The organism is Streptomyces arenae (assembly GCF_022343545.1).
Lineage (GTDB): Bacteria > Actinomycetota > Actinomycetes > Streptomycetales > Streptomycetaceae > Streptomyces > Streptomyces humi.
Window position 1 is genome coordinate 183,981 of the sequence record NZ_JAKQYH010000087.1, and the last position, 13,563, is coordinate 197,543.

8 protein-coding genes are annotated in these 13,563 nt (G+C 71.8%); 4 read left to right on the forward strand and 4 right to left on the reverse strand.

Translation table 11 applies throughout. From position 1 onward, the window contains the following. Positions 1–3: 3 nt before the first annotated feature. The 3 genes from MB828_RS40150 to MB828_RS40160 form a co-directional block, all read right to left on the reverse strand. Entirely contained in the window at positions 4–1,614 is a 1,611-nt protein-coding gene (locus MB828_RS40150; protein ID WP_301652468.1) for a cation acetate symporter, read from the reverse strand. Further along, positions 1,611–2,021 (reverse strand): DUF485 domain-containing protein, encoded by a 411-nt coding sequence (locus MB828_RS40155; RefSeq protein WP_133027911.1) that lies wholly within the window; start codon positions 2,019–2,021, stop codon positions 1,611–1,613. The genes MB828_RS40150 and MB828_RS40155 overlap by 4 nt, the downstream gene beginning before the upstream one ends. Positions 2,022–2,210: 189 nt before the next feature. Then, a complete protein-coding gene (locus MB828_RS40160; RefSeq protein ID WP_301652469.1) occupies positions 2,211–3,704 on the reverse strand; it encodes an MFS transporter in 1,494 nt (497 codons plus the stop codon). Between the two features lie 520 nt (positions 3,705–4,224). Here MB828_RS40160 and MB828_RS40165 point away from each other — a divergent pair. From MB828_RS40165 to MB828_RS40180, 4 genes are all read left to right on the forward strand, one after another. Next, positions 4,225–5,013 (forward strand): ABC transporter ATP-binding protein, encoded by a 789-nt coding sequence (locus MB828_RS40165; RefSeq protein ID WP_301652470.1) that lies wholly within the window; start codon positions 4,225–4,227, stop codon positions 5,011–5,013. Then, positions 5,010–7,589, forward strand: a complete 2,580-nt coding sequence (locus MB828_RS40170) for an ABC transporter permease (RefSeq protein WP_301652471.1) — start codon at positions 5,010–5,012, stop codon at positions 7,587–7,589. The genes MB828_RS40165 and MB828_RS40170 overlap by 4 nt, the downstream gene beginning before the upstream one ends. Positions 7,590–7,921: 332 nt before the next feature. Beyond that, positions 7,922–11,455, forward strand: coding sequence for a transcription-repair coupling factor (gene mfd / locus MB828_RS40175; protein ID WP_301652472.1), 3,534 nt, complete (start codon positions 7,922–7,924; stop codon positions 11,453–11,455). A gap of 232 nt (positions 11,456–11,687) precedes the next feature. Then, on the forward strand, positions 11,688–12,404 hold the full coding sequence (locus tag MB828_RS40180) for an HNH endonuclease family protein (RefSeq protein ID WP_133027906.1): 717 nt from the start codon (positions 11,688–11,690) through the stop codon (positions 12,402–12,404). Positions 12,405–12,410: 6 nt separating this feature from the next. Here the strand turns inward: MB828_RS40180 and MB828_RS40185 are convergent, their stop codons facing one another. Beyond that, the gene (locus MB828_RS40185; protein WP_301652473.1) at positions 12,411–13,529 is read right to left on the reverse strand and encodes a hypothetical protein; all 1,119 of its coding nucleotides are present in this window, start codon (positions 13,527–13,529) and stop codon (positions 12,411–12,413) included. Positions 13,530–13,563: the final 34 nt, after the last annotated feature.

Consider the following 13,563-nt stretch of genomic DNA (forward strand, 5'->3'; position numbering starts at 1 on the left):
CCGTCACGCCCCGCGGCGCCCGGCTCCCGCCAGGATCCAGCCCTCCACCGCCTCGTACTGCCGCCGCTGTTCCGCGGCCCCGCTCCGGCCGGAGGCGACCGTGCCCAGCCAGCCCAGCAGGAAGCCGGCCGGGATGGAGACGATGCCGGTGGTGGTGAACGGGAACCAGTTGAAGTCGGAGTGCGGGAAGGCGGCGCTCGGCGCTCCCGAGACCAGGTTCGTGCCGGGCATCAGGAGCAGCACGGTGAGGCTGCCGCCGAGGAGCGTGCAGAGCAGACCGGTGCGGGTGTAGCGGCGCCAGAAGAGCCCGTAGACCAGGGCGGGGGCGAGGGCGGAGGCGCCGAGGCAGAAGGAGAGGGTGACCAGGGGCTGCAGGCTGTGGTGCTGCACCAGGACCGCCAGCAGGATCGTGGGGACTCCTATGGCCAGCGCGGAGACGCGCGCCAGGGTCATCTCGCGGCGGGCGGGCAGCTCCCGGCCGCGGGTGGCGAGGACGTCGTGGGCGAGGGAGTTGGCGCAGGCGAGGATCATGCCGGCGACGGAGGCCAGCAGGGTCAGGAAGACCGCCGCGGTGACGGTGGTGAAGAGCAGGGTCTCGGCCGTCGACACGCCGGATCCGAACGCCGCGCGCGAGCCCAGCAGGTAGGCGGTGTTGCCCTGCGGGTCGGCGGCGGCGACGGCGGCCCGGCCGAGCAGGGCGGTGGCGCCGAACCCGACGACACTGACGATCAGCACGAACAGGGCCACGCACGACACGGCCCAGGACATCGAACGGCGCACCTGGCGGGCGCTGGAGGCGGTGTACATGCGCATGGTGATGTGCGGCAGGCAGGCGCCGCCGAGGACGATGGTCAGCTCCGAGCTGATCATGTCCAGCCGGGGTGCGGGACCGCCGGTGAACTGGAGGCCCGAGTGCAGGAAGGCGGTGCCGGTGCCGCTGCCCTCGGCCGCCGCGGTGAGCAGGGCGCCCGGGTCCCAGTCGAAGCGGTGCAGGACCAGTACGGCGACCACGGTGCCGGAGCCGAGCAGCATGACGATCTTCAGGATCTGGATGAGGGCGGTGCCCTTCATGCCGCCGATGGCCGCGTAACTGATCATCAGGGCGCCGAGGCCGACGACGCAGCCGGTCTCTACGGCCGCGTCGGAGAAGCCGAGGACGAAGGCCATCAGCTGTCCGGCGCCCGCGAGTTGGACCAGCATCAGCGGCAGCAGGGCGGCGATGGTGACCGCGCAGGCCGCGATCCGTACCGAACGGCCGGGCATCCGCCGGGCGAGCGCGTCGCCCATGGTGAACCGGCCCGCGTTGCGCAGCGGTTCGGCCAGCAGGAACATCAGCAGCAGCAGCGACAGCGCGGTGCTGAGGGCGAGCACCACGCCGTCGTAGCCGCACAGGGCGATCACGCCTCCGGTGCCGAGGACGGTGGCCGCGGAGATGTAGTCGCCGGCGATGGCGAGGCCGTTGCGCAGCGGGGAGAGGGAGCTGTAGCCGGTGTAGAACTCGTCGAGGTCGTCGCGGTCCGGGCCGGTCATCACGCACAGCAGCAGGGTGAGCGTGGCGACGACGGTGAAGGCGACCAGCGACATGGACTGCGCGGAGTCGCTGAACCCGGTCACCGCACGGCTCCCCGCCTGGCGTCCAGTTCGGTGGTTCTGCGGATGCGGTCGGCGAGCGGGTCGACATGGCGGCGGGCGGTGCGCTCGTACAGGACGATCGCCAGCCAGGTGACGGGCAGTTGCAGGAGCGCCAGCAGCAGTCCCGCGGGTACGCCGTCGGCGACCGTGCTCGTCATCACGCCCGGCGCGAACGCCGACAGCACCAGGAACAGCGTGAAGTAGCCGAGCGCGGTGAGGGTCGCGGCGCGTCTCTGGAGGCGGTAGGCGCCGCGCAGCACGCGCAGGTCGCTGTGGTGGCCGACCGGCTCCCGGTGCGGCACGTGGCGGGGCAGTGGCGGCTCGGGCGGCGACGGCGCCCAGGGATAGGTCAGTCGCGGCGGGTCGGACGGACAGGGGTCGTGGGACATCCCGGTGCTCCTTGCGTGGCTCGGGTCCGTGGCGGCGGACCGCAGGGAGAGGAGGGAGCGGGGCACGCACGTTACCCGCAGGTATCCGAGATGTGCGCTGTTTTCCCCGAACTGGGCGGTCGGTATGCGCTTACTTCATCAGGACGCGTCTGACCTCGGGTGTTACCCGCGTTAACCCTGGGGTGGGAGTCAGTCGTCGAGGACGGGGAAGCGCCGGGGCGCCACGAACAGCAGCACCAGGAACGCCAGTGCGGCGGCGCACGCCGCGCCGAGGTACACCGCGTGGACCGCGTCCGCGATCGCGTGCCGGGTGGCACCGGGGGCCGTTCCGTCGTCCAGCGCGCGCGTGACGGAGTCGAGGTCGCCCGAGCCGCCCAGCCGGGCCGCCAGCACCCCGTTGGCGACCGCGCCGAACAGCGAGGCGCCGAGCGTCTGCCCGGTCTGCCGGCAGAACAGCACCGACGCGGTCGTGGTGCCCCGCTCCGCCCAGCCGACCGTCGACTGCACCCCGACGATCAGCGGCAGCTGGAACAGGCCCAGCGCGGCGCCCAGCAGGCACATCAGCAGCGTCGGCTGCCAGGCCGACCCGGGGTAGGGCAGGAACGGGAACGCGAACAGGACCAGCGTGGCCGCGCCGATGCCGAGCAGCGCGGTGTCGCGGAAGCCGATGCGCCGGTACACGTGCTGGCTGAGGGCAGCCGAGAGCGGCCAGGTCAGCGTCCACACCGACAGGACGAACCCGGCGGCCACCGGAGCGAGGCCGAGCACCGACTGCGCGTACGTCGGCAGGAACACCGTCGGCGCCACCATCAGCAGGCCCAGCGCGCCCAGCGCCAGGTTGACGGCCGCGATCGTCCGGCGCCGCCACACCCACCCCGGGATGATCGGCTCGGCCGCCCGGCGCTCGATCCGCACCACGAGCGCCGCCAGCGCGAGCCCGGCGCCGAACAGCACGCACGAGGGCGCGGACCACCAGGCCCACGCCACCCCGCCCTGCACGAGCGCCGTCAGCAGCACGCCCCCGCACGCGAAGACCGCCGACGCCCCCGCCCAGTCCACCCGCGGGGGCGTGCGCGGCGCACGCTCCGGCTCGTGGAGGTGACGCGCTATCAGCCAGAGCGCCGCCGCACCGATCGGCAGGTTGATCAGGAAGATCCACCGCCAGTCCGCGTAGGTGGCCAGCACCCCGCCGAGCCCGGGCCCGGCGACCGCCGACACCGCCCACACCGTGGACAGCTTCGACTGGATCTTCGGCCGGTCCTCCAGCGGGTACAGGTCGGCCGCGAGGGTCTGCACGGTGCCCTGCAACGCACCGCCGCCGAGCCCCTGCACGATCCGGAACGCGATCAGCGCGCCCATGTTCCAGGCGGCCGCGCACAGCAGCGACCCCAGCAGGAACACCGCCGCGCCCGCCACCAGCACCGGTTTGCGGCCGAAGGTGTCGGAGAGCTTGCCGTACACCGGCAGCGTCACCGTCACGGCCAGCAGATAGCCGGAGAACAGCCAGGAGAAGACCGAGAACCCGCCGAGGTCCCCGACGATCTGCGGTACGGCGGTGGAGACGACGGTGGAGTCGAGCGCGGCCAGCGCCATGGCGAGCATCAGCGCGGCCACCACGGCCCCCCGCCGGCCCGTCCCGGCCTGCCGCCCGGCAGCGCGTGTCGCGGGCGTCGTACTCCCCACGCCTGCCCCCTCCTCCTGCGTCCCCCACGCATCCGTGCCGGGTGCACGCGTCTCGCGTGCGGCCAGATCCCGTACGACAGCTTCCCACCCGCCTCCACCCGGCGGGAGTACGCGTCCGCCTGCCGGAAACGCACCTGCGCCTGCGCCTGACGTGGCGGGAGGGTGGCGGCTGCGGCCGGCAGAGGGTGGAGCCGGACCCTGAGAACGTCTCCACCCGACGGTGGACGACCCCTAGGGGGTTCTCCGTACCAGGGCTCGGGGAGGGGTCGTACCGCCGGAGGACGAGACGGCACCCCCGTCGTCCTTAACCTGGTCTTACGCCGCCGGGGGGCGGCTGACCGAACCGCCGGGGGTGGGGTTTTCCCCCGGGAAAGACGGGGCTTCGCACCAGCGCGGAGCGGCCCCGCCCACCGCGAGACTCGTCGTCGTACCGATCGCCGTACTGATCGTCGTACCAACCGCACTTCAGCAAGGCGCAGCACAGCGCTGCCCGTTCGCTGACCGACTTAGGAGACATACCGTGACATCGGCTGTGACCATTCCCAGGCACGGGGGTACTGGAGGGCGTACGGCCGTTGCCGCGCGGGCGCGGCAGGTCGTCAAGGCGTACGGGTCCGGTGAGACCCGCGTCGTCGCCCTGGACCATGTCGACGTGGACATCGCGCGGGGGCAGTTCACCGCGATCATGGGCCCCTCGGGGTCCGGCAAGTCCACCCTGATGCACTGCCTCGCCGGACTCGACACCGTGACCAGCGGTCAGATCTATCTGGACGAGACCGAGATCACCGGCCTGAAGGACAAGAAGCTCACCAAGCTGCGCCGGGACCGGATCGGGTTCATCTTCCAGGCGTTCAACCTGCTGCCGACGCTGAACGCGCTGGAGAACATCACGCTCCCCATGGACATCGCCGGGCGCCGGCCCGACAAGGAGTGGCTGGACCGCGTGGTCACCACCGTGGGGCTCGCGGACCGGCTCAGGCACCGCCCCACACAGCTCTCCGGCGGTCAGCAGCAGCGCGTCGCCGTGGCGCGCGCCCTCGCCGCCCGCCCCGAGATCATCTTCGGTGACGAGCCGACCGGAAACCTCGACTCCCGCGCGGGCGCGGAGGTCCTCGGCTTCCTGCGCCGCTCCGTGGACGAACTCGGCCAGACGATCGTCATGGTCACCCACGACCCGGTGGCCGCCTCCTACGCCGACCGCGTGCTCTACCTCGCCGACGGCCGGATAGTCGACGAGATGTTCAAGCCCACCGCGGACTCCGTCCTGGACCGCATGAAGGACTTCGACGCGCGGGGGCGTACGTCATGACCGTCCTGAAGACCTCGATGCGCAACTTCTTCGCGCACAAGGGGCGGATGGCCCTGTCGGCGGTCGCCGTGCTGCTGTCGGTGGCGTTCGTGTGCGGCACGCTGGTGTTCACCGACACCATGAACACGACGTTCGACAAGCTGTTCGCGGCGACCTCGTCCGACGTGACGGTCAGCGCCAAGAGCGCCTCGGACACCGGTGAGACGACCTCCGACAACGGCAGGCCGCCGGTCATGCCCGCCTCGGTGGTCACCCGGGTCCGGGCGGCTCAGGGCGTCAAGGCGGCGGAGGGAACGGTGTTCTCGACGACCGTGACCGTCGTCGACGCCGAGAAGGACAGCCTGTCGCCGTCCAGCGGCGCCCCGACCATCGTCGGCAGCTGGAACTCCAACGACGCCCGCACCATGAAGATCACCTCCGGTACGGCGCCGAGGAACGCCGGCCAGATCATGGTCGACGCCGACACCGCCGACAAGCACCACCTGACGCTCGGCGACGAGATCGGCGTGATCAGCGCGGTCGGCACGCACACCGCGAAGATCTCCGGCATCGCCGACTTCACCGTCACCAACCCCGGTGCCGCGATCTTCTACCTGGACACCAGGACCGCGCAGCGGACGCTGGTCGGACGGACCGGTGTCTTCACCAACGTCAACGTGACCGCGGCGCCCGGCGTGACCGACCCGCAGCTGAAGAAGAACGTGACCGCCGAACTCGGCGCCGCCTACAAGGTGCAGACCGCCAAGGAGACCGCCGACGCCAACCAGAAGGACGTCGAGGGCTTCATGAACGTCATGAGGTACGCGATGCTCGGCTTCGCCGGGATCGCCTTCCTGGTCGGCATCTTCCTGATCATCAACACCTTCTCCATGCTGGTCGCCCAGCGCACCCGCGAGATCGGCCTGATGCGGGCCATCGGCTCCAGTCGCCGCCAGGTCAACCGGTCCGTGCTCGTCGAGGCCCTGCTGCTCGGCGTCGTCGGCTCGGTGCTCGGCGTCGGCGCGGGCGTCGGCATCGCGGTCGGCCTGATGAAGCTCATGGGCCAGATGGGCATGCACCTGTCGACCAGTGACCTGACGGTCGCCTGGACGACCCCGGTGATCGGCCTCGTCCTCGGCGTCGTCGTCACCGTCCTCGCCGCCTACCTGCCCGCGCGGCGCGCCGGCAAGGTCTCCCCGATGGCCGCGCTCCGCGACGCGGGCGCCCCCGCCGACGCCAGGGCGGGCCTCGTACGCGCCCTGATCGGCCTTCTCCTGACCGCCGGCGGCGGCTACGGCCTCTACCTCGCCTCGACCGCGGACAAGGCCAAGGAGGGCTCGCTCTGGCTGGGCCTCGGCATCGTGCTCTCACTGCTCGGGTTCGTGGTGATCGGCCCGCTTCTCGCGGGCGGGGTCGTCCGGGTCCTCGGCGCCGTCCTGCTGCGGATGTTCGGACCCGTCGGACGCATGGCCGAACGCAACGCGCTGCGCAACCCCCGCCGCACCGGCGCCACCGGCGCCGCCCTGATGATCGGCCTCGCGCTGGTCGCCTGCCTCTCGGTGGTCGGCTCCTCCATGGTCGCCTCCGCGTCGGACCAGCTCGACAAGACCGTCGGCACCGACTTCATCATCCAGTCCGACAGCGGCCAGCGGATCACCCCGCAGGCGGTCGAGGCGGTCAAGGACGTGCCGGGGCTCGCACGGGTCACCGAGTACCGGGACACCACCGCCGACTACACCACGCCCGACGGGAAGACCCTCAAGGACACCGACATCACGGCGGCCGACCCGACGTACGCCACCGACCTGCGCACCAAGACGGTCGCCGGCGACCTCAAGGACGCCTACCTGCCCGACTCGATGTCCGTGCACGAGAAGTTCGCCGAGGCGCACGGCATCCACCTCGGGTCGAAGATCACCGTCAGGTTCAGGGACGGCGGCACCGCCCACCTCACGGTCCGCGCGATCACCAGCAGTGACGTCGTCATCGACCAGGGCGCCAAGTACATCTCCATCGCCACGCTCGCCAAGTACGTGCCGGCCGACAAGATGCCACTGGACCAGCTGGTCTTCGCCACCGCCAAGGACGGGCAGCAGGACGCCGCGTACACGTCCCTCAAGTCCGCCCTGCACGACTACCCGCAGTACACGGTGCGCGACCAGACCGACTACAAGCAGGCGCTGAAGGACCAGATCGGCCAGCTCCTGAACCTGATCTACGGGCTGCTCGCCCTGGCGATCATCGTCGCGGTCCTCGGCGTCGTGAACACCCTGGCCCTGTCGGTCGTCGAGCGGACCCGGGAGATCGGCCTGATGCGGGCCATCGGCCTCTCCCGCCGGCAGCTGCGCCGCATGATCCGCATGGAGTCCGTGGTGATCGCCCTGTTCGGCGCCCTGCTCGGCCTCGGCCTGGGCATGGGCTGGGGCGCGACGGCCCAGAAACTGCTCGCCCTCCAGGGTCTGAAGGTCCTGGAGATCCCCTGGCCCACGATCATCGGTGTCTTCGTCGGCTCGGCCTTCGTGGGCCTGTTCGCCGCGCTGATCCCGGCGTTCCGCGCGGGCCGCATGAACGTCCTGAACGCGATCGCGACGGACTGAGGGGACGAGACCAGGGACCACCGCACACGGGGGTTGCGGGGGAAGCCCGGCGCCGGAGAGCTCAAGAGCCTCTCCGGCGCCGGGCATGTCGTGTCTTTCGAGTCCCGTTTCTGCACTCACCGGGTCGGGTGGTGGGCGGGCACAGGCTTCGGGGGGTCCAGGGGGCGGGGCCCCCTGGTGCGGCCGCCGTGACGCAGGGCACCTCACAGGGCGGGCAGGTTGTCCACAGCCCCCGGCACCCGCGCCCGCGTAGTCGTAGGCTGGAGAGCCCCCCGGTCGCAGCCCGCGCCGGGCACTTCGCGTTGCCCACCCCCGGACGAAAGCCGCCCTGAATGAGCCTGCACGGTCTGCTCGACGCCGTCGTCAAGGACCCCGCCCTCGCGGAAGCGATCAAGGCGGCCGGGGACGGCAACCGCATGCACGTCGACCTGGTAGGCCCCCCGGCGGCCCGCCCCTTCGCGGTCGCCGCCCTGGCCCGCGAGGCCGGCCGCCCCGTGCTCGCGGTCACCGCCACCGGCCGCGAGGCCGAGGACCTGGCAGCCGCCCTGCGCACCCTGCTGCCCTCCGAGGGCGTCGTGGAGTACCCCTCCTGGGAGACGCTCCCGCACGAGCGGCTCAGCCCGCGCAGCGACACCGTGGGCCGCCGCCTCGCCGTCCTGCGCCGCCTCGCCCACCCCAGCTCCGACGACCCCGAGACGGGCCCCGTCTCCGTCGTCGTCGCGCCCGTGCGCTCCGTGCTCCAGCCGCAGGTCAAGGGCCTCGGCGACCTGGAGCCGGTGGCGCTGCGCACCGGGCAGAGCGCCGACCTGAACGAGGTCGTGGAAGCCCTCGCGGCCGCCGCCTACGCGCGCGTGGAACTCGTCGAGAAGCGCGGCGAGTTCGCCGTCCGCGGCGGCATCCTGGACGTCTTTTCGCCCACCGAGGAACACCCTCTGCGCATCGAGTTCTGGGGCGACGACGTCGAGGAGATCCGCTACTTCAAGGTCGCCGACCAGCGCTCCCTGGAGGTCGCCGAACACGGCCTGTGGGCGCCGCCCTGCCGCGAGCTGCTGCTCACCGAGGACGTCCGGGCCCGCGCGCGTGCCCTCGCCGAGGAACACCCCGAGCTCGGCGAACTGCTGAACAAGATCGCCGAGGGGATCGCGGTCGAGGGCATGGAGTCCCTGGCGCCGGTCCTGGTCGACGACATGGAGCTGCTGCTCGACGTGCTGCCCAAGGGCGCGATGGCCGTCGTCTGCGACCCGGAGCGGGTCCGCACCCGCGCCGCCGACCTGGTGGCCACCAGCCTGGAGTTCCTCCAGGCGTCCTGGGCGGCCACCGCGGGCGGCGGCGAGGCGCCCATCGACGTCGGCGCGGCCTCCCTGTGGTCGATCGCCGACGTCCGCGACCGCGCGCGCGAGCTGGACATGATGTGGTGGTCGGTGTCGCCGTTCGCCGCCGACGAGGAACTGTCCGCCGACACCCTCAAGCTCGGCATGCACGCCCCGGAGACCTACCGCGGCGACACCGCGAAGGCCCTCGCCGACACCAAGGGCTGGCTCGCCGACGGCTGGCGCACGGTGTTCGTCACCGAGGGCCACGGCCCCGCCTCCCGCACCGTCGAGGTGCTCGGCGGCGAGGGCATCGCCGCCCGCCTCGACGTCGACCTGGGCGAGCTGAGCCCGTCGGTCGTGCACGTGTCGTGCGGCTCGATCGACTACGGCTTCGTCGACCCGGCGCTCAGACTCGCCGTCCTCACCGAGACCGACCTGTCCGGCCAGAAGGCGGCCGGCAAGGACGGCGCCCGGATGCCGGCCCGCCGCCGCAAGACCATCGACCCGCTCACCCTGGAGCCGGGCGACTACATCGTCCACGAGCAGCACGGCGTCGGCCGCTACATCGAGATGGTGCAGCGCACCGTCCAGGGCGCCACCCGCGAGTACCTGGTCGTCGAGTACGCCCCCGCCAAGCGCGGCCAGCCCGGCGACCGGCTGTACATCCCGACCGACCAGCTGGAGCAGATCACCAAGTACGTCGGCGGCGAGGCCCCCACCCTGCACCGGCTCGGCGGCGCGGACTGGACGAAGACCAAGGCGCGCGCCAAGAAGGCCGTCAAGGAGATCGCCGCCGACCTGATCAAGCTGTACAGCGCGCGCATGGCCGCCCCGGGACACGCGTTCGGCGGGGACACACCGTGGCAGCGCGAACTGGAGGACGCGTTCCCGTACGCGGAGACCCCGGACCAGCTGACCACCATCGCCGAGGTCAAGGAGGACATGGAGAAGTCGATCCCCATGGACCGCCTGATCTGCGGCGACGTCGGCTACGGCAAGACGGAGATCGCGGTACGGGCCGCCTTCAAGGCCGTGCAGGACGGCAAGCAGGTCGCCGTCCTGGTGCCCACGACCCTGCTCGTGCAGCAGCACTTCGGCACGTTCTCCGAGCGGTACTCGCAGTTCCCGGTGAGCGTGAAGGCGCTCTCCCGCTTCCAGACCGACACCGAGGCGAAGGGGACCCTGGAGGGCCTGCGCGAGGGCGCCGTCGACGTCGTCATCGGCACCCACCGGCTGTTCTCCTCCGAGACCAAGTTCAAGGACCTCGGCCTGGTCATCGTCGACGAGGAGCAGCGCTTCGGCGTCGAGCACAAGGAACAGCTGAAGAAGCTGCGCGCCAACGTCGACGTGCTCACCATGTCGGCCACACCCATCCCGCGCACCCTGGAGATGGCCGTCACCGGCATCCGCGAGATGTCGACCATCACCACGCCCCCCGAGGAGCGCCACCCGGTGCTCACCTTCGTCGGGCCGTACGAGGAGAAGCAGATCGGCGCCGCCATCCGCCGTGAACTGCTGCGCGAGGGCCAGCTCTTCTACATCCACAACCGCGTCGAGTCCATCGACCGCGCGGCGGCCCGGCTGCGTGACATCGTCCCCGAGGCGCGGATCGCGACCGCGCACGGCCAGATGTCGGAGTCGGCCCTCGAACAGGTCGTGGTCGACTTCTGGGAGAAGAAGTTCGACGTCCTCGTGTCGACGACGATCGTCGAGTCCGGCATCGACATCTCCAACGCCAACACGCTCATCGTCGAACGCGGCGACACCTTCGGCCTCTCCCAGCTGCACCAGCTGCGCGGCCGGGTCGGCCGAGGGCGTGAGCGCGGGTACGCGTACTTCCTGTACCCGCCGGAGAAGCCGCTCACCGAGACCGCGCACGAACGGCTCGCGACCATCGCCCAGCACACCGAGATGGGCGCCGGCATGTACGTGGCGATGAAGGACCTGGAGATCCGCGGCGCCGGCAACCTGCTCGGCGGCGAGCAGTCCGGCCACATCGCGGGCGTCGGCTTCGACCTGTACGTGCGCATGGTCGGCGAGGCCGTCGCGGACTACCGGCGGCAGCTGGAGACCGGCGAGATCCAGGAGGAACCGCCGCTCGAGGTCAAGATCGAGCTGCCCGTCGACGCGCACGTCCCGCACGACTACGCGCCCGGCGAGCGGCTGCGCCTCCAGGCCTACCGGGCCATCGCCTCCGCCAACTCGGAGGAGGACATCCGGGCGGTCCGCGAGGAACTCACCGACCGCTACGGCAAGCTGCCCGAGCCGGTCGAGAACCTGCTCCTCGTCGCCGGACTGCGGATGCTCGCGCGCGCCTGCGGGGTCGGCGAGATCGTCCTCCAGGGCACCAACATCCGGTTCGCGCCGGTGGAGTTGCGCGAGTCGCAGGAACTGCGCCTCAAGCGCCTCTACCCGGGGACGGTCATCAAGCCGACGGTCCACCAGGTGCTGGTACCGCGCCCGAAGACCGCGAAGGTGGGCGGCAAGCCGCTGGTCGGCCGCGAACTGCTGGGCTGGGTGGGCGAGTTCCTCGCCTCCGTCCTGGGCTCCTGACCGCGGCCGGAGGACGCATGCCGACGGCAGGCGTGCGTCCTCCGGGAGCGTGAGCGGGCGCACGGCCGTGCCAGGCGGGCTTCCTTCGCCGTGCCGCGACCCCGACTACCCGAAGGGGTTGCGGGCATCCGTCCTCTGAGGCCCCGCCGGGTCCGGATCGTCCGGCGGTTACGGTGGGGCAGGCAGAGACCCGCCCGTGCGGAGGCGGCAGAGGGAGAGTGTGGGGGCGGACGTGGCACGTCTGAGGGGCGGGGCGGCCATCGCCGTCGTCGTGATCTTCGCCGTGGCGGGATGCAAGGACCTTCAGGACAAGGGGACTTCCGGAGCCCCCGGCGCCGGAAGCGGGGGTGCGGCCATGACCGCCGCCGACTCGCTCACCGTCAAGGGCCGGGCGCCGAAGACCGGTTACACCCGGGCCAAGTTCGGCTCCGCCTGGGCGGACACCGACTCCAACTCCTGCGACACCAGGGACGACATACTCAAGCGCGACCTGAAGCACGTGAAGTTCACGGGCGGCGACTGCAAGGTCTCCTACGGCGTGCTCGACCCGGACCCGTACTCCGACAAGGACGTCACCTACCGGCGCGGCCGCAGCCTGGTCGACATCGACCACCTCGTCGCCCTCTCCGACGCCTGGCAGAAGGGCGCGAAGTACTGGGACGCCGGCAAGCGGATAGCCCTGGCCAACGACCCGCTGAACCTGCTGGCCGTCGACGCGAGCGCCAACCGCGGCAAGGGCGACGGCGACACGGCCACCTGGCTGCCGCCGAACAAGTCCTACCGCTGCACCTACGTCGCCGCGCAGGTGGCCGTGAAGAAGAAGTACGGGCTGTGGGTCACCGCCGCCGAGAAGGCGGCCATGAAGAAGGTCCTCGCCACCTGCCCGGGCCAGAAGCTCCCCACGGGCGGCAACCCGACCAAGGCACCGTCGCGGTTCACGGCACGCTGACCCGGCTCACCGCACCCCGCCACGCGGCCCGGGTGCGGGGCGGCCCGCCTGTTCCCAGGCGACGAAGGTGTTGGTACGGGCGAAGACGAAGGCCTTGACGGGGTCCGCGGAGTACGACCACGGCGCGCTGCCGACATACCCGCCGACCGCCCCGAACTGCTCGACGGCCTCCGCGTACCGCTTCGTCTGGAACAGGGCGTCGGCCAGCAGATGCCGTACCGCGGGCAGCCGGTGGTGCCCGGCCGGCACCCGGTCCACGGCGTCCAGGGTGGCGTCCACGGCCGCCCGCACGAACGGCTGCTCGTACACGGGCGCCTGCGGCTCGCGGAACGAGTGCTCCATCAGCGCCTCCAGGCGCAGTACGGGCAGCAGGCTCCCCGCCGGTGCCGACGCCGCGGCCTGTTCGGCGAACGCGTACATCAGCTCGTGCGACCCCTGCCACTTGGCACACCAGTACTGCAGGGCACTGGCATGTGCACCGAAGTGGTGCGGGTCGCGCGCGGTGACCTCGGCCCACAGCGCCCGGAAGTCGTCGTTCGACCAGCCAAGGCCGCGGGCGACGGTGAGCTGCGCGACCCACGGACCGGGGTCCTCGGGCGCCATCCACGCGGCCTCCTGGCAGGCGGGCAGCGCCTCGGCGAGCAGCCTGTGGAAGCCCTCGAACTGCTCGGCGGTGGTGTGCCTGGCCGACTTCGCGCCGCGCACCTTGCCGGCCAGCACGACGAGCGCGTCGGCGTGCACCAGCGCGGCCGACGGGTCGCCCGGGTACGCGGTCCGCCACGCCTTGACCCAGGCGTCGTCCTCGGCGGCGGCGTGCACGAGGATGCCGAGCCGGTACCACCGCAGGTCCCAGTCGCGGCCCGCCCCGGCCAGGTAGCCGGCGGCGCGCCGCCAGTCACCGGCGAGGGCGGCCGCGGCGACCGCGTCCGCCTCGGGGTCGGGGCCCGCGAACCGGCTGTCGAGCCGAGCGGCGGGCACCAGCCCGTACGTGGCGGGGTCGATGTTGACCGGCGCCTTGGCCTTCGCCTCCGCCCGCAGCACCCGCGCCTTGCGGGCGTTGCGCGGGACGGTGACCGCGGCGTAGGCGAGCGCGCCGGCACCGGCTATGTCGATCAGGACGTTCATGACAGGTCTCTCAGGATCGGGGCGTGTTCCGGCG

Excerpts from the sequence above, each read along its gene's own strand:
- mfd (WP_301652472.1), top strand. The coding sequence starts at position 7,922 with ATGAGCCTGCACGGTCTGCTCGACGCCGTCGTCAAGGACCCCGCCCTC.
- MB828_RS40185 (WP_301652473.1), bottom strand. The coding sequence starts at position 13,529 with ATGAACGTCCTGATCGACATAGCCGGTGCCGGCGCGCTCGCCTACGCC.
- MB828_RS40170 (WP_301652471.1), top strand. The coding sequence starts at position 5,010 with ATGACCGTCCTGAAGACCTCGATGCGCAACTTCTTCGCGCACAAGGGG.
- MB828_RS40155 (WP_133027911.1), bottom strand. The coding sequence starts at position 2,021 with ATGTCCCACGACCCCTGTCCGTCCGACCCGCCGCGACTGACCTATCCC.